At 71.5% G+C, this 16,708-nt stretch carries 12 protein-coding genes; 5 read left to right on the plus strand and 7 right to left on the minus strand.

Going from position 1 to position 16,708, the window contains the following annotated elements; all coding sequences use genetic code 11:
- Window positions 1–445: 445 nt before the first annotated feature.
- The gene (gene secA, locus KIH74_RS15310) at window positions 446–3,184 is read right to left on the minus strand and encodes a preprotein translocase subunit SecA (protein ID WP_214157014.1); all 2,739 of its coding nucleotides are present in this window, start codon (window positions 3,182–3,184) and stop codon (window positions 446–448) included.
- A 162-nt stretch (window positions 3,185–3,346) separates the two neighbouring features.
- Here secA and KIH74_RS15315 point away from each other — a divergent pair, with 162 nt between their 5' ends.
- Both KIH74_RS15315 and KIH74_RS15320 read left to right on the plus strand, forming a co-directional pair.
- Window positions 3,347–4,513, plus strand: a complete 1,167-nt coding sequence (locus KIH74_RS15315; RefSeq protein WP_214156612.1) for a GNAT family N-acetyltransferase — start codon at window positions 3,347–3,349, stop codon at window positions 4,511–4,513.
- Complete coding sequence (locus tag KIH74_RS15320) at window positions 4,510–5,061, plus strand: GNAT family N-acetyltransferase (RefSeq protein WP_214156613.1); 552 nt, start codon at window positions 4,510–4,512, stop codon at window positions 5,059–5,061. The genes KIH74_RS15315 and KIH74_RS15320 overlap by 4 nt, the downstream gene beginning before the upstream one ends.
- Before the next feature lie 25 nt (window positions 5,062–5,086).
- Here the strand turns inward: KIH74_RS15320 and KIH74_RS15325 are convergent, their stop codons facing one another.
- From KIH74_RS15325 to mtrA, 6 genes are all read right to left on the minus strand, one after another.
- Window positions 5,087–6,373 (minus strand): winged helix-turn-helix domain-containing protein, encoded by a 1,287-nt coding sequence (locus tag KIH74_RS15325; protein WP_214157015.1) that lies wholly within the window; start codon window positions 6,371–6,373, stop codon window positions 5,087–5,089.
- Window positions 6,374–6,399: 26 nt separating this feature from the next.
- A complete protein-coding gene (hpf, locus tag KIH74_RS38625; protein WP_214156614.1) occupies window positions 6,400–7,167 on the minus strand; it encodes a ribosome hibernation-promoting factor, HPF/YfiA family in 768 nt (255 codons plus the stop codon).
- Between the two features lie 223 nt (window positions 7,168–7,390).
- Window positions 7,391–8,227: a ComF family protein gene (locus KIH74_RS15335; RefSeq protein ID WP_214156615.1), complete on the minus strand. Its 837-nt coding sequence runs from the start codon at window positions 8,225–8,227 to the stop codon at window positions 7,391–7,393.
- A gap of 385 nt (window positions 8,228–8,612) precedes the next feature.
- Window positions 8,613–10,550, minus strand: coding sequence for an LpqB family beta-propeller domain-containing protein (locus KIH74_RS36420; RefSeq protein WP_214156616.1), 1,938 nt, complete (start codon window positions 10,548–10,550; stop codon window positions 8,613–8,615).
- Window positions 10,547–12,295: an MtrAB system histidine kinase MtrB gene (gene mtrB / locus KIH74_RS15345; protein ID WP_214156617.1), complete on the minus strand. Its 1,749-nt coding sequence runs from the start codon at window positions 12,293–12,295 to the stop codon at window positions 10,547–10,549. The genes KIH74_RS36420 and mtrB overlap by 4 nt, the downstream gene beginning before the upstream one ends.
- A 171-nt stretch (window positions 12,296–12,466) precedes the next feature.
- Window positions 12,467–13,144 carry an MtrAB system response regulator MtrA gene (gene mtrA, locus KIH74_RS15350; protein ID WP_052526680.1) on the minus strand — a complete coding sequence of 226 codons (678 nt, stop codon included), beginning with the start codon at window positions 13,142–13,144 and terminating at the stop codon, window positions 12,467–12,469.
- 152 nt (window positions 13,145–13,296) lie between these two features.
- On the opposite strand from mtrA, the gene KIH74_RS15355 reads away from it, so the two are divergent.
- Genes KIH74_RS15355 through KIH74_RS15365 form a run of 3 tightly spaced genes read left to right on the plus strand, consistent with a single transcriptional unit; the run spans window position 13,297 to window position 16,660 of the window.
- Window positions 13,297–14,709, plus strand: a complete 1,413-nt coding sequence (locus tag KIH74_RS15355; RefSeq protein ID WP_214156618.1) for a DUF7847 domain-containing protein — start codon at window positions 13,297–13,299, stop codon at window positions 14,707–14,709.
- Window positions 14,706–15,374 carry a DUF4129 domain-containing protein gene (locus KIH74_RS15360; protein WP_214156619.1) on the plus strand — a complete coding sequence of 223 codons (669 nt, stop codon included), beginning with the start codon at window positions 14,706–14,708 and terminating at the stop codon, window positions 15,372–15,374. Before KIH74_RS15355 ends, KIH74_RS15360 begins: the two co-directional genes overlap by 4 nt.
- Window positions 15,371–16,660, plus strand: coding sequence for a DUF4350 domain-containing protein (locus KIH74_RS15365; RefSeq protein WP_214156620.1), 1,290 nt, complete (start codon window positions 15,371–15,373; stop codon window positions 16,658–16,660). The genes KIH74_RS15360 and KIH74_RS15365 overlap by 4 nt, the downstream gene beginning before the upstream one ends.
- Window positions 16,661–16,708: the final 48 nt, after the last annotated feature.

A 16,708-nucleotide genomic window follows, 5' to 3' on the forward strand; every position in this document is an offset into this window, starting at 1 on the left:
CCGGGCAACGCGACCAGAACAGCGCCCCACGACGCCACACACCCGGGCCCGAGCCCGGAAGAGGTCGTCGTGGCACGCGGTGGGCTGACCCGGAAACGGCGCGGCGGGGTCAAGGCCGCGCGCCGGGCCGCGGATCGGGACCGCGGTGTCCGAGCCGCGGTATCGGAGCCGCGGTATCGGAGCCGCGGTATCGGAGCCGCGGTATCGACACCGCCCTGCCGGGCCCGCGGCCGGGAATGACCGGCGGTGCAGGAACCCGGCCAAAACCCGGGCAGCGGTGCGAGCCCACCATCGCGGAGAACGGCGCACAGAACGGCCGGCAGAACGGCCGCGGCCCGCCACCGGACAACACGGTGGCGGGCCGCACGCATGCGTTCAGCGACGTGGCCGCGTCAGCTCAAGCGAAATGCCAGAGCAGACGCGGCTATTCGCGGGGTTCGGCGAATCAGCGACGTCCCTTGCGCCGGGACGCGCGGCGGCTGGCCCGGTTGGCGGGGTTGCCCTCTTCATCGACCGGAGCCGCGGACACCTGGCCCTGGTTGTTCTCCTGGTGCACCTCGACCCCACCACCGACGTCCTCGCTGGGAGCGCTGTACTGGAGCTGGGCGGGCCGCTGCTGCCCGGCGACCAGGCCCTTGGCCACGAGAACGGGGGCGTCCTTGCTGAGCCCTTCTTCCTCCGCCGGCTGCTGCACCTCGACCTCGACGTGGAACAGGTAGGCGATCGACTCCTCCTTGATCGCCTCCGTCATCGCCTGGAAGAGCTGGTAGCCCTCGCGCTGGTACTCGACCAGCGGATCGCGCTGGGCCATGGCCCGCAGGTGGATACCTTCCTGGAGATAGTCCATCTCGTACAGGTGCTCACGCCACTTACGGTCCAGCACCGAGAGCACGACACGCCGCTCCAGCTCGCGCAGCGTGGCCTCGCCCAGCTCTTCCTCACGCTTCTGGTACGCCAGCCGGGCGTCCGCGGTGAGCTCCCGCACCAGGATGTCCTGCGTGATGGAACCGCGCTCGCCGACCTCCTCGATGACGTCTTCGAGGGTGATGGTGGCCGGGTACAGCCGCTTCATCTCCGTCCACAGCTGCTCGAGGTCCCAGTCGTCGGCGAAGCCCTCGGCGGTGGCGGCGGTGATGTAGCTCTTCAGCACGTCGTCGATGAAATGGCCGATCTGCTCGTCCAGTTCGGCGCCCTCGAGAACCCGGCGGCGCTCGCCGTAGATCACCTCGCGCTGGCGGTTGAGCACGTCGTCGTACTTGAGCACGTTCTTGCGGATCTCGAAGTTGCGGGACTCGACCTGGCTCTGAGCGCTCTGGATGGCCCGGGTCACCATGCGCGACTCGATCGGGATCTCGTCGGGCACCTTGGCCGCGGTCAGGAACGACTCGACCATGCCCGAGTTGAACATGCGCATCAGGTCGTCTTGCAGCGAGAGGTAGAAACGGCTCTCGCCCGGGTCGCCCTGACGGCCGGAACGACCGCGCAGCTGGTTGTCGATACGCCGGGACTCGTGCCGCTCGGTGCCGAGCACGTACAGACCGCCGAGCTCGACGACCTCCTCGTGCTCGTCCTTCGTGGACTGCTTGGCCGCCTCCAGCGCCTCCGGCCAGGCCGCCTCGTACTCCTCGGCGGTCTCGACCGGGTCGAGGCCACGCTGCTTGAGCTGAGCGACGGCGGTGAACTCGGCGTTGCCACCGAGCATGATGTCGGTGCCACGGCCGGCCATGTTGGTGGCGACGGTGACGGCGTTCTTGCGGCCGGCCTGGGCCACGATGGCGGCCTCACGCTCGTGCTGCTTGGCGTTCAGCACCTCGTGCGGAACCTCGGCCTTGCGCAGCAGCTCGGAGAGGTGCTCGCTCTTCTCGACGCTGGTGGTGCCGACGAGGACGGGCTGACCGGTGGCGTGCTTCTCGGCGATGTCTTCGACCACCGCGTCGAACTTGGCCTCTTCGGTCTTGTAGATCAGGTCGGACTGGTCTTTCCGCTGCATCGGCCGGTTGGTCGGGATGCTGACCACGCCGAGCTTGTAGATCGACATCAACTCGGCCGCCTCGGTCTGGGCGGTACCGGTCATGCCGGAGAGCTTGTCGTACATCCGGAAGTAGTTCTGGAGGGTGATCGTGGCGAGCGTCTGGTTCTCGCTCTTGATCTCCACGCCCTCCTTGGCCTCGATGGCCTGGTGCAGGCCCTCGTTGTAGCGGCGGCCGGCGAGGATACGACCGGTGTGCTCGTCGACGATGAGCACCTCACCGTTCGTGACCACGTACTCCTTGTCGCGCTTGAACAGTTCCTTCACCTTGACGGCGTTGTTCAGGAAACCGATCAGCGGCGTGTTGACGCTCTCGTAGAGGTTGTCGATACCGAGGTGGTCCTCGACCTTCTCGATACCGGTCTCCAGCACACCCACGGTGCGCTTCTTTTCGTCGACCTCGTAGTCCTCGTCGCGCTGAAGGATGCGCGCGAGCTTGGCGAACTCGACGTACCACTTGGTGGGCTGGTCGGCCGGGCCGGAGATGATCAGCGGGGTGCGGGCCTCGTCGATGAGGATCGAGTCCACCTCGTCGACGATCGCGAAGGCGTGACCGCGCTGCACCAGGTCGTCTCCGCTCCACGCCATGTTGTCGCGCAGGAAGTCGAAGCCGAACTCGTTGTTGGTGCCGTAGGTGATGTCGCAGGCGTACGCCTCACGGCGCTGCGCGGGCGTCATCTGCGACAGGATGTTGCCGACCGACAGCCCGAGGAACCGGTGGACGCGGCCCATCAGGTCGGACTGGTACTCGGCCAGGTAGTCGTTGACCGTGATGACGTGCACGCCCCCGCCGGCCAGAGCGTTCAGGTAGGCCGGTGCGGTGGCGACCAGGGTCTTGCCCTCACCGGTCTTCATCTCGGCGATGTTGCCGGAGTGCAGTGCCGCGCCACCGACGAGCTGCACGTCGAAGTGCCGCTGGCCGAGGGTCCGCTTCGCCGCCTCGCGCACGGTGGCGAACGCCTCGGGCAGCAGCGCGTCGAGGCTCTCGCCGTCGGCGAACCGCGCCTTGAAACGCTCGGTCTCTTCCCGCAGCTCCGTGTCGCTCAGCCGGACGAAGTCATCCTCGAGCGCGTTGACCTGCGCGGCCTGGTTCTGAAGCCGCTTCAGGGTGCGGCCCTCACCGGCTCGCAGCAGCTTCTCGACGATCTTCACCACGGGGCGCTCTCCCAAGTCCTTCAACCGTGCTTTGTGCGGCAGCGTTCGCTGCCGCTTCTAGGGCATGACGAACGGCGGTACCGCGCCGTGCCCACCATCGTAGACAGGCTTGGGAGCCAAACGTGTTTGCTGTACCCAGGTTCATCGGTCAGGCTCGCTGGTGTGCCCGGTCTGTCGTCGTCGTCCAGCAGTCTTGTCCCCCAGCTCACCGACGGTTTGGTGACTCTGCGCGAACTGCGTGACGACGATGTGGACACGATCGTGGCCTATTGCAACGACCCGGCCATGGAGCGCTGGACCACGGTGCCCTGGCCGTACCGCCGCGAGCACGCCGTGGAGTACGTGGTCGCCGGCCGCCGTTCCTGGGCTGAGGGGTCCCGGTTCGACTTCGGCATCGAGTACGAGGGCCGGCTGGTCGGCGCCGTCGATCTGCGCCGACCGGTGCTGCCCGCCCTGGCCGAGATCGGTTTCGCGCTGGCTCCTCAGGCCCGCGGGCGCGGGCTGATGGCCCGCGCCCTGCGGCTGGTGCTGCCCTGGGGCGCCCGGCAGGGCATCGAGGTGGTGCAGTGGCGCGCCAACGCCGGCAACTGGGCCAGCCGACGTGCCGCCTGGTCGGTCGGTTTCACCGTGCAGGGCACGCTGCCCGGTCTGCTGGAGCACCGCGGCACGATCGTGGACGGCTGGCTGGCCTCGATGCGGCTGACCCCCGGCGCCCCGTTACTGCCCGCCCACCCCTGGTTCGACCCGGTCACCGTCACCGGGCACGCGGTGCGGTTGCGCGCGGCGCGCGACAGTGACGTGCCGCGCTTCGTGCAGGGGCTGTCCGACCCGGAGTGCCGCTGGTGGCTGCCGGGCATGCGGGACAAGGCGTTCACCGACGAGGAGGCCCGGGCGCAGCTGCGCCGCAACCGTGAGAACGAGGCCACCGGGAAGTCCCTGAGCTGGGTGGTCACCGACGCCGACCGGGACGTGATGCTCGGCGAGGTGGTGGTGTTCATCCACAGCCAGCGCGACGGGCAGGGCGAGGTCGGCTACTGGATGCATCCTGAGGGACGCGGACGGGGCCTGGCCACCGAGGCCGCCTTCCTGGCCGCCCGGCACGCCCTGCTCCCCCTCGACGAGGGCGGCCTGGGCTGGGCCAACGTGGGCCTGCGGGCGAGCGTGGACAACGTGGCCTCGCGCCGGGTGGCGGAGAAGGCCGGGTTCCGGCCGGCCGGGACCGAGCGCGGCATCCGCCGGCCGCCGGACGACAGCCCCCGTGTCGACCTGGCGCGGTACGACATGATCCCCGGCGACCTGGCCGGCCTCGACATCCCCGGGCGCCGATGAGCCGCCGGCGTCAGCCGGAACCGTCGCTGGCGGACGGTCACCGGCTGCGTCCCTGGGCCACCGCCGACGCCCCGGCGATCACGCTGGCGATGCGGGACCCGCTGGTCCGGCGATACGCCTCGCACCTGCTCGACGACCGCGACGTGGCGCTCGGCGCCATCCACACCTGGAACGGCCAGTGGCCCGAGGGCACCGGTGCCGCCTGGGCCCTGATCGGGCCGGACCGCGCGGTGCTGGGCCAGATCCGCTTCGGGCTGGTCGACGAGGGCCTGGGCACCGGCTCGGTGGGCTACTGGCTGGTGCCCGAGGCCCGGGGCCGGGGGCTGGCCTCACAGGCCGTGGCCCGGGCGAGCACCGTGGTGTTCAACCGCCTCGGCTGGCACCGGATAGAGCTCTACCACGCCGTGGAGAACGACCGTTCCTGCGCCGTGGCCCGCCGGGCCGGCTACCCGCTGGAGGGCGTGATGCGCGAGGCCATGCTCTACCCGGACGACGAGCGGCGTTCCGACGAGCACCTGCACGCCCGGCTGGCCTCCGACCCCGATTGAGGACGACGGAACACCCGGACCCCACCTACCCCCGGAACAGTTCGGCCAGCGCCGGGCCGAGCTCCCCCTTCGGCTCCGCCGTGACACCGTCCAGCTCCAGCCAGCCCGCCATCAGCCGCAGCTCGTCGGCCAGTTCACCGATGACGGCCTCGGCGGGCACCCCGGGCTCGGCGTAGGCGGCCCGCACCAGCAGCCGCCCGCCCCCGCCGGGCGCCCGGTCGGCCTTCAGGTCGACGCGCCCCACCAGCTGCTCACCGAGCAGGAAAGGCAGCACGTAGTAACCGAACTCGCGCTTGGCGGCCGGGGTGTAGATCTCCAGACGCAGGCGGAAGTCCCAGAGCACCTCGGTGCGCGGGCGTTCCCAGACCAGCGAGTCGAACGGGCTGAGCAGGGCCCGGGCCGTGATCCGGCGCGGGATGCGGGCGTCCGGGTGCAGGTAGGCCTGCCGCCCCCAGCCGTCGACCGTCACCGGCAGCAGTTCGCCGGCGTCGACCAGATCCCGGACGGCGGCCTGGGACTCGGCCGGTTTCAGCCGGAAGTAGTCACGCAGGCAGCGTTCGGTGGCCACACCCATGGCCCGGGCCGCGATACGCACCAGTTCGCGGCGGGCGTCTTCCGGGTCGGGGTCGGGCGCCGCTGACACCACCGACGGCAGCACCCGGCCGGGCAGCGCGTAGCGGCGCTCGAACTGCTGGGTGCGGCCGGCCGAGGACAGCTGACCGGCCCAGAACTGGAACTCCACGGCGCGTTTCACGTCGCTCCAGTTCCAGCCCCACTCGCCGGTGCGCTCGCGGGGCCGGGTGTCGCCGATGTGCCGCTCGACGGCGGCGGCGGTCAGCGGGCCGTGCCGGTCGACCACCTCGAGCACCTGGTCGAGCAGATCGGCGCGGTCGCGGGCGATGCGCTGCATGCCGCCCCAGGCCTCGTGGGCGGCGCGGTCCATGCGCCAGCGCAGCAGGCGATGGGTCTGCGGGGCGATGAAAGACGCCTCGTGGGCCCAGTACTCGACCAGCCTGCGGGGTGCGTTGCCGGAAGCCTTGTCGAGCAGCGGACGCGGGTAGTCACCGAGCCTGCTGAAGACCGGCAGGTAGTGGCTGCGCGAGAGCACGTTGACCGAGTCGATCTGGAGGACGCCCACGGTGTCGACGACCCGCTGGAGATGCCGTGCGGTGATCGGCCCGGACGGCCGCGCGACGCCGAAGCCCTGGGCCGCCAGCGCGATGCGACGGGCCTGGGCCAGGCTCAGTCGCTCGCGCGCCGGCCGCCGCGGCGCGGCCCCGGACTCGCCGGGGCCGCCCGCACGCGAGCCGATGGCCTGGGTGGTGGGGACAGGAGAGGTCAGGCCGGGGCGGCGGCCTGGGCCTCCGCGTCGACCGCCAGTCGGATCACGCCGTAGTTCCACCCGCGCCGACGATAGACCACCGAGGGCTTGCCGCACGCGGCATCGACGAACAGGTAGAAATCGTGACCGACGAGTTCCATCTCGTAGAGCGCCTGGTCGATGGTCATCGGGTGCGCCGGATGGTCTTTCGTGCGGATGACCACCGGGCTGTCGGCCAGCGTCTCGGCGCCCTCGGGCAGGTTGGCCCAGTCCATCGAGTCGGCGAAGCCGTCGATCTCCTCCGCCGCGTCGTCGAGCGGCGAGCGGGTCTTCGTGGCGGTGCCGTTCAGCGCCTGGCCGTTGAGCGGCGCCTCGACCGGGCGCTCGGCCAGCGCGATGCCGGTGTGGGCGATGGCCGAACCGGCCCGCCCGGCGTCGCCGGCACCCACGCCCCGCACCGAGGCGGGGGCGTGCCGGCCGTGGTGCACCTTTTTGCGGTCGGCGTTCCGGCGCAACCGCTCGAGCAGCTTGCCGAACGCGATGTCGAGCGCGGACAGCTCGTCCTGACCGCAGGCCTCGGCACGGATCACCGGCCCGCGGTCACGCACAGTTATCTCGACACGCTCACATTGACTGGACTGACGCGGATTCCGCTCGTGGGACAGCTCGACGTCGATGCGAAAGGCGGTGGGACTCAGCTGGGAAACCTTGCCCAGCTTCTCCTCGGCGATGCGCCGGAAACGGTCCGTAACCCCAACGTGCCGACCAGTAATCACGATGTCCACGAAGAATCCTCCTGTAGCTGTTGCTACGCCTCATGTGCCAGACCGAACGGAGGGCGGTCTCGATAGGTTCCGGTTCGGCCGGGAAATGGCACGGGCGCCAGAGCATTGGTGGGGAATCGCTGACGGGGAGCCAGCTACTTCTTGACATCCTCCTTCCTGCATTCCGCGCGGAATTCGGCGCGGAGGGCGGAAGCGGCGACCCGGAGATCGCCGTCTGACGAGGCTAGAGCAGGTATTCCGATGTGGATACCCCCTCTCGGCGTAATGTCACCGAGAGACTGCAAACCCCGATGACACGTGCACCCGCGCCGGTGAGGGCGCGGGCAGCTTCGGCCGCGGTGGCGCCGGTCGTGACCACGTCATCGAGGACGACGCATCCGCGTTGCAGGAGAGCAAAGCGCAGGCTCGGCCGGACGGCAAGTGCACCGGAGAGATTCTTTCGGCGCGCCCTCGCGGACAGTTCACCCTGATCCCGGACATCCCGCCGATGGGTGAGCACCTGGGCCACCCGCAGCCCGGCGGGAGAGGCTTCGTCCGCCCGGGCGTGTCGCCGGTCGTGCCGGGCGACCTCCCCGGCGGCGGACCGGGCGAGCGCCGCCACCAGGTCTCCGCCCCGCCGGCGGCTGGCCCCGCGCACCGAGGGAACCGGCACCACGAGCCAGGGTTCGGCAGGCCGGGGGCGACCCGACCGGGCGACGGACCGCGAGGCGGAGGCCCGGCAGGCGGTCAGCGCCGCCGCCAGCCCGATGCCGAACGGGCCGGTGAGATCGTGCCGCCCGCGCTCTTTCCAGGCCGGCACCAGCCGGGCGGCCGGGCCGGTGTAGGTGGTGGCACTCCAGACGCCCCAACCCGGGGGCCAGCCCACCATCGGCTGGAAGAAGGCCGGGCCGGTGACGGCACGCCGGCAGGTGGCGCACAGCGGCACGTCGGGCAGCCCGCACCCGGCACAGGCGACCGGCCAGACCAGCCCCCGGCCCAGCCGCCACAGGGCAGCCGGCCCGGTCTCCGGCGATTCCACCGGCGCCCCGGAGGAATTCAGCGCTTTCGTTGCGAAAACCATGATTCCACCCTGCCGCTCACAGCCCGCCCGGACCATCGGCCCGGCCGTTCTGTGGATAAGAACTTCATTGTGCTTACCTGTGGAATCTATGCCGGGAAGATCGGGCGCACCCGGGCCCAAGGACAGGAAAGTGAACAGCCTTCCGGCCCGCCCCCGCCGACGGGTCACCCGATCGGCCCAGTAATGCGGAGCGGCCTCCGAAATTGGGCCCGGCCGCTGCGATCACGAACAGATCAATAACCGGCCACGGACCCGGCCGCCAGGCAATTGAGGACGCAATCACGAACCGATAACGCAGCGTCGCCCTCCCGCGACCGGATCGGCCTGCGGAAATCCGTACCGCGGCAACGCCGTCCGGACTCACGTCGTCCACCATTGTTTCGGGTCACCCGGGGAAGGCGGGCCACCGGGCCGTGGAGATGCCGGCCCAGGACGGGCCGGACCGGCCCTGCGTCCCCTTCGACGTGCCCGCCACCATGGTGGAGGATCCGTTACCCACAGCGATCGTCTTCGCTCCCGCGACCGCCACGATGGGCTGGATCGTGCCCCCGATCTGGACCACCCAGGGCCGGTCCACGCTGGAGGAGATGGCCTCGTCGCCGGCGTTCGCCGCACCGGCCGCCCGCCGCCCGAGCACCGCCACGTGGTCGTCGTCCACCCAGGCCACGTCACGCACCGAGACCAGGTCGGGCACCAGGCCGGTGGGCTGGGTCAGCCGCACCGGCCGGCCGTTCTCGTCCCGCACGATGCCGGTGAGGAAGATGTGCGGCTCACCGCCGTCGGTGATGGCCAGGACCGCCCGGGTGCCGTCGCGGGAGACCCGCATGGCCTGCACGACGTACCCGTCCAGCCAGTCGGCCTCCACCTCGGCCTGCGCCTCCTCGATGCCCGACGAGGCCACCTGCGACACCTCGACCGCCTGCACGCCGGAGGCGCCCGCGACCCAGACCCAGCCGGTCGGGTCGAACGACGGCGCGGTGAGGTCCGTGCCGGTCAGCTGCACCGGGTCGTCTCCCTCCGCCTCGGCCACGAAGAGCCGCGACGCGTCGGCGGAGATCGCGGCGAACCAGGTGCCGTCGTAGGAGACGGCCGGGGAGATCAGGCCGTAGGTCCGGTCGAGCTGGTCGAAGGCGTCCAGGCCCTTCACCACCTCGTCGCCGTCCACCCCGATGCGGACCACCCGGCCCTTGGAGTCGATGCCCACCGCGGACCCGCTCACCGACGGGTTGACCACGGGGTCCGGCGCGGACTCCTCCGGGATGTTGTAGGTGACCCGGTCCACGGTGACCCGGACCGACGAGATCGTGCGCAGCTGACGCAGCGTGGTCTCCAGCTGAGCCAGCAGGAGCTGTCTCTCGCGGTCGTTGGCCAGCCGGGCCGGGCTGGTCAGGTCGACGGTGGCGACCCCGTTCTCGACCACCACCGCCGACACCGCCATCTCGGTGCCCACCGGCACGCTCGTCGCCACCGCGTCGGCCAGCCAGGCCGGCGGGCCCTCCAGCAGCGCGCGGGTCAGCGCGGTGGGCAGCTCGGGCGAGCCGGGCGCACTCGGGAACCAGTGCGTGTCGGGCACCAGGTGCTCGCCGGCGGCGTCCGGGAAGTAGACCGAGTACGGCTTGAAGGTGACGTTGAAGTCGTTGCGGGTGATCAGGATTCCGTCGTCGAGCGAGTTGATCCGCCAGTCGCCGTCGATCAGCACCAGGCCGAAGTAGTGCGGCTCGGTCTTCGTCTCCGGCGCGACCACGCCGTAGCGGCCGTCGCCGTCGACCGTGGCGATCGCCGGGGCGCGCACGACCACCTCGGCGACGTCCTGGTTGGTGTCGCTGCCGTCCGCACCGGCCGCGCCGGCCTCGGCGTCGGCCCTGGTCGACGGGCCCGGGGCGGCCGTGGCGGTGACCCCACCGGCCGCCGCCTCGGCACCCGGCGCGGCCGTGCTCGTGGGTGTCGGGCCGGCGGTCGCGGGGATCTCCTCACCCTTGGCCAGCTGCCGCGTGCTCAGGGTGTCGAGCGAACGGAAGACCGTGGCGGAGGCGTCGGGCCGCCACTCCAGACGGCGTTCCGGGCTGAGGAAGCTGCGGGCCACGGCGTGGTCGTCGCTGTAACCGGCACTCGCGGCGAGGAATCCGCGCACCACCTCGATCGGGCTCTGCCCGTTCTTCGGGCCCTCCGGCGCTAGCTGGAAGACGCCCTCCAGCGGGTCGTCGTTGACGACGTTGCCACTGATGACCGGCCCGTGATCGGGAATGGTCGCGCAGGACGTCAGCCCGAGCACCGTGACCAGGGCCAGGATCAGAGCCGGTGTGCGTCGTCCACCCGCCCTCACGACTGCCCCGATCCCACTCCGGGTTCCTCCAGCTGATCGTCGTCCAGTTCCTCCAGCTGCTCCTGGTCCTCCGGGGCCGCCGTGAGCATCGGCAGCCCCCCGGAGTCGGTGCCCAGGTGCGGCACCAGCGGCAGCGGCGAGCCGACCAGCAGGGCCCCCACCTGTTTCGGCAGGGTCAGGCGGAACACCGCGCCGACCCCCGGCTCGCCCCAGACCTGGAGCCAGCCGCCGTGCAGGTGCGCGTCTTCCTGCGAGATCGACAGGCCCAGGCCGGTTCCGCCGGTGGTGCGGGCCCGGGCCGGGTCGGCCCGCCAGAACCGGTTGAACACCATGCTGAGCTCCTCGGAGCTCAGGCCCACACCGTGGTCGCGCACCGCGATCGCCACCGCGTCGCTGGACTCCGCCACCTGCACCTCGATCGGCCGGCCCTCGCCGTGCTCGATCGCGTTGCCGACCAGGTTGCGCAGCACCCGCTCGACCCGGCGCGAGTCGACCTGCGCCACGCACGGCTGCAACGACAGCTGGAGCACGATCGTGCTGCCCTTGCGCTCGGCCAGCGGCACCAGGTTGTCGACCACCCGCTCGGCCAGTTCCCGGACGTCGACGGACTCGACGTCGAGCACCGCAGCCCCGGCGTCGAAGCGGCTGATCTCCAGCAGGTCGCCGAGCAGTGACTCGAACCGGTCGAGCTGCGTCTGCAACAGCTCGGCGCTGCGCCGCAGCACCGGATCGCCCAGCTCGTCACGGCTCTCGTGGATCACCTCGCTGGCCATCCGGATGGTGGTGAGCGGGGTGCGCAGCTCGTGCGAGACGTCCGAGACGAATCGGCGCTGCACCCGGGAGAGCTCTTCGAGCTGGTGGATCTGCCGTTCCAGGCCGGCCGCCATGCCGTTGAAAGCCCTTCCCAGCCGGGCGATGTCGTCTTGCCCGCGAACCTTCATCCGGCGGTCCAGGCGGCCCGAGGCAAGTTGCTCGGCGGTCTTGGCGGCGTGCCGGATCGGCGTCACCACCTGCCGGGTGATCACATAGGCCACGCCGCCGACCAGCAGCACCAGGCCCAGGCCGGAGGGCAGCAGGGTGCGCCGCACCAGATCGAGGATCTGGGTCTCGCGTTGCAGCGGGAACACGAAGTAGAGCTCGTAGTCGCCGGACAGCGGTACGTCGATGATCGTGCCCACGGCCAGCGCCGGCACCTCCTCGCCGTTCATCGGCACGGTGGTGATCTGCGACTGCTGCCGGCCCCGCGAGTTCACCGCGTCGCGCAGTGTCTGCGGGATCACGCTCAGCGGGACACCCGGCGTGGCCCGGTCCTTCAGCTCGGTCGGCTGGGTGGAACGCTGCGCCCGGCGCAGGATCACCTCACGGCTGTCGGTGCCCTCCGGCCCCTGCAACTGGGCCAGGAGGTCGTTGATGTCGCTCTCCTGGCGCGTGCTGTCCGGGTAGTCCGTGGCCGCGAGCACCGTGTTGGCCTCTTCGGTCAGGCTCGCCGCCTCGGCCGTCGCGGTGCGGGTGCGGGAATCGACCAGGCCGTCGCGGATCCGCATCAGCAGGAAGTTGCCGACCACCAGCACCACACCGAGGCCGAGCAGCATCGTGGTGGCGACCACCCGCAGCCGCATCGAGCGGCTCCAGCGGCGCCGGAGCGTGCGGAACAGCTTGCGGACACGCCACATGATCCCGTGCCGGACCTTGGCGACGAACCGCCGGACCGGTCCCCTCGGTTTCTGCGGGGCCTTCTTGGGCACGGCCTTCTTCGCGGGAGGACGCTTGCGCCCCGGGGCGCCCCTGGACGCCGGCCCGGCCTTTCCGGCCGGCTTCGGCTTTCCGGCCTGCCCGGGTTTTCCGGCCGGCTTCGGTTTCCCGGGAGGCTTCGGCCTGCCGGACGGCTCGGTGGACGACGGCCCCCCAGGCATCGGCTAGGCCGGCCCGGCCTTGTAACCGACCCCGCGCACGGTCACCACGATCTCCGGGCGCTCCGGGTCCTTCTCGATCTTGGAGCGCAGCCGCTGCACGTGGACGTTGACCAGTCGGGTGTCGGCCGCGTGCCGGTAGCCCCAGACCTGCTCCAGCAGCACCTCACGGGTGAACACCTGCCAGGGCTTGCGGGCGAGCGCGACCAGCAGGTCGAACTCCAGCGGGGTCAGCGAGATCACCTCGCCCGCCCGGCGCACCACGTGACCGGCGACGTCGATCGACACCTCGCCGATCTCCAGGGCCTCGGGAGCGGGCTCCTCGGTGCGCCGCAGCCGGGCCCGCACGCGGGCGACCAGCTCTTTCGGCTTGAACGGCTTGACCATGTAGTCGTCGGCGCCGGACTCCAGCCCGAGCACCACGTCGACCGTGTCGGTCTTGGCCGTGAGCATGACGATGGGGACGCCCGACTCGGCGCGGATCAGGCGACAGACCTCGATGCCGTCTTTCCCCGGCAGCATCAGGTCGAGCAGCACCAGATCGGGACGGGTGGCGCGGAAAGCCTCCAGCGCACCCGCTCCGTCGGCGCAGAAAACCGGCTCGAATCCCTCGCCCCGAAGGACGATCCCGAGCATCTCCGACAGTGCATTGTCGTCATCGACGACGAGAACCCGGCCTCTCATGCTGGACATGGTGTCAAACACTCCGGTCAAACACCGAAACGGGCTCAAGATGACAGGATGAACCTCTGAGCGAAGGTCGTCGTTGTCACCTTCGGCATGGTGCGTGTGTGGCGCTTGTGTGGTGCGGAGAAGCGACTGGGAGGGGTTGTCGGGTGTCCGAGCAACCAGGTGGGTGGGCGGTTCCCGGCGGCGACCCGGACAGGCGTCCCGGCCCACCTCCCGAGGGTTCCCCGGCAGAACCACAACAGGGGACGACGAACAGTCCCGGCTCCCCCTCGGGCCAGCAGCCCCCGGCCGGGTGGGGTCAGCAGCCAGGATGGAACGGGCAGGGCCAGGGTCAGCCCGGGTACGCGCCCCCGCCCGGCGCTCCCGACTGGTCAGGCGGCGGGCCGGGCGGGAACACCCAGCAGCCCTGGGCCTGGGGTTCCCCGCAACAGCCCCCGGCACCCGGCGGGCAGCAGCAACCCGGTGGCTGGAACGCACCGCAGCAGAACGGCTGGGGCGGTGGCTGGGGGCAGGCTCCGCACCAGGGTGGCTGGGGCGCGCCCCCACCGTCCGGCGGCTGGGGCAGCCCCACTCCCGGTCAGCCCGGCTGGCAGCGCGGCATGGGCCGCGGCGCGGGCATCATCCCGCTGCGCCCGCTGAGCATCGGTGAGATCTTCGACGGCTCGATCCGCGCCATCCGCTCGAACCCCCGCACCATGGTGGGGTTCTCCGCCCTGGTCGGCGCCGTGATCACGCTGCTCGGCACAGTGCCCCAGGCGATCGCGCTGAACACCTTCGCGAACAGCCCGCTGGGCACCGGCGAGACGGTCGAGACCTTCGACACCGCCGACCTGGCCGAGCTGATCAGCGCGGGCGGCCTGTCGGTGCTGGTCGGCCTGGTGCAGTCGCTGCTGTCCACCACCATCATCACCGGCCTGCTGATCGTGGCGGTCGGCGCGGCCGTGCGCGGCGAGGCGCTGGCCCCCGGTGAACTCTGGCGCCGGGCCCGCGGCCGGATGTGGGCGGTGCTGGGTCTGGCCCTGCTGCTGCTCGTGCTGGCCCCGCTGATCGTGCTGCTGGGCATGGTTCCGGGCGGGCTGATGCTGTGGCTGCTGCCCGACAACCCGGTGGCCGGGGTGATCGTGCTGATCGTCGGCACGCTCCTGGGAACGCTCGTCTACATGGCGCTGTACCTGGGTTTCTGGACGCTGGGCGCACCCGCTCTGCTGCTCGAGAACCTCGGGGTGCTCGGCGCGCTGCGCCGCTCGGCCCAGCTGGTGCGCGGCTCGTTCTGGCGGGTGCTCGGGATCAGTGTGCTGACCGCCGTGATCGCCTACGTGGTGCGGCAGATCTTCTCGGTGCCGTTCAGCCTGATCGGCACGCTGCTGGCCGAGGTCGCCGACTTCACCGGTCTTTCCGGGGCGGTCGTGCAGCTGCTGATCTCCGACATCGGCACGATCCTGGCCGGAGCCGTGGTGTATCCGTTCAGCGCCGGGGCCGTCGCGCTGCTCTACCTCGACCTGCGCATGCGCAGGGAGGGCCTGGACGTCGACGTGCTGCGCTCGGAGCAGCCCCGGTGATCGCCCTGTTCCAGGTGCCTGCCTCGGTTCCGGTCGACCCGGACCGGCAGCAGGCCCGGCGGTGGGCGCTCGACGAACTGTCCCGCAAGGAGTACCAGGACGCCCGCCCCAGCCTGATCGAGCGCGCGCTCCAGTGGATCCAGGACCGGTTCGGCGACATCCGGCCGGACTTCGACTCCCCGGTGCAGATCACCGTGGCGATCCTGGCCGCGGTACTGGTGGCCGTGATCGCCTTCGCCGTCTGGCGTTCCGGCGGCGTGCGCCGTCAGTACCGCCGCCGGGCCGCCGCGGTGCTGCCCGGCCGGGTCACCACGGCCGCCGACCACCGCGAGGCCGCCGACCGGCACGCCGCGGCCGGACGGTGGGACGAGGCGGTGCTGGAACGTTTCCGCGCCGTGGCTCGTGAGCTGGACGAACGTGCGCTGGTGGCGGCATCCCCGGGGGCCACCGCCAGCGAGGTGGCCGGTTCCGGCGGCCGGGCCCTGCCCCAGCTCGCCGACGAACTGCACACGGCGGCACGGCATTTCGACGATGTCTGCTACGGGCACCTGAACCTGGCCGACGAGGCCGGGCGGGAGACGGACGCCTTCCTGCGCCGGCTCGACGAGCAGGTGCGCACCGCCCGGACCACCCCGGTGCTGCCGGTGACGGTGGGCCGGCCGTGAGCCTCACACAGGAGAGCAGCCCCCTGGCCGGATCCCCGGCCGAGGCTCCCGCCGCACCGGCTCCGCCCGGCGCCGGCCGGGCGGGCGACCTGATCCGCCGCTGGCGCTGGCCGCTGTCGGTGGCCGCGATCATCGTGATCGCGGTGGCCCTGGTCGCGCTCGTGGTGCCGGCCGCCAGTGACGCCCGGCGGCTCAGCCCGGGCAACCCCGCGCCGGACGGCAGCCGGGCGCTGGCCCAGGTGCTGCGGGGTCAGGGCGTCGAGGTGGTCACGGCCGACCGGTCCGACGAGGCCACCGCAGCCACCACACCGGGCAGCACCCTCGTCGTCACCGACACCTCGCTGCTGGCGCCGGAGCAGCTGAACCGGCTGGCCGCCGACGACGCCTCACGGCTGATCCTGGTCGAGCCGGACGAACTGACGCTGAGTGCGCTGGCCCCGCAGGTGCGCACGGCCGGGTACAGCAACCGGGTGGCGTCCCGCAGCCCCGGCTGTTCGGTCGAGGCCGCCGTCACGGCCGGCGACGTGCGGGGCGGCGGTCACCTGTACGCCCGCTCCGGCGGCGCGGTCTCGGGCGGGGTGTCGATCTGTTACCCGCAGTCCGACTCCGACGACAACTCCGACGTCGACACCGGCACCGAGCGCGGCAGCTACCTGGTCACCGTGGCGAACAACCGGCAGGTCGTGGTGGTCGGCCAGTCCGACCTGCTCACCAACGGGCACCTGGGCGAGAACGGTAACGCCGCACTGGCTCTGAACACCTTCGGCGCGCAGTCCAGCCTGGTCTGGTATCTGCCCGACCCGCTGGAGCAGGTCGGCGCCGGGGAGCGGGCGACCCTCGGCGAGCTGATGCCGGACTGGGTGATCTGGTCCCTGATCCAGCTCACCCTGGTGGTGCTGGTGGCGATGGCCTGGCGGGCACGCCGGTTCGGCCGTCTGGTCGGCGAGCCGCTGCCGGTCGTGGTCCGGGCGGCCGAGACGCTGGAGGGCCGGGCCCGGCTGTACCGGCAGTTCCGGGCGCGCGGGCGGGCCGCGTCCACCCTGCGCACCTCGGCCCTGCGCCGCCTGGCCACCCGCCTCGCCGTGCCGGCCGGCACCACCCCGCAGCAGGTCGTGGTGCAGGTGGCCGCCGCCACCGGCCGGCATCCCGACGAGGTCGGCCGCGTTCTGCTCGGCCCCGCACCGGATTCCGACGCGGCCCTGGTCGAGCTGGCCGACCGGCTCGACGAGCTCGAGCGGGCGGCCGGGGTGTCCCGGGCCCGCTCCGGCGGGCGAGCCGCCACGTGACCCTTCGACGGCCCCGTGACCACCGACGTCCATCATCTGAGAGGCTCG

The organism is Kineosporia corallincola (assembly GCF_018499875.1).
Taxonomy (GTDB): domain Bacteria; phylum Actinomycetota; class Actinomycetes; order Actinomycetales; family Kineosporiaceae; genus Kineosporia; species Kineosporia corallincola.

Bases quoted from the DNA above. Each gene is read 5' to 3' on its own strand.
- mtrA (WP_052526680.1), bottom strand. From the start codon at position 13,144: ATGAGAGGCCGGGTTCTCGTCGTCGATGACGACAATGCACTGTCGGAG.
- KIH74_RS15320 (WP_214156613.1), top strand. From the start codon at position 4,510: ATGAGCCGCCGGCGTCAGCCGGAACCGTCGCTGGCGGACGGTCACCGG.
- KIH74_RS15335 (WP_214156615.1), bottom strand. From the start codon at position 8,227: ATGGTTTTCGCAACGAAAGCGCTGAATTCCTCCGGGGCGCCGGTGGAA.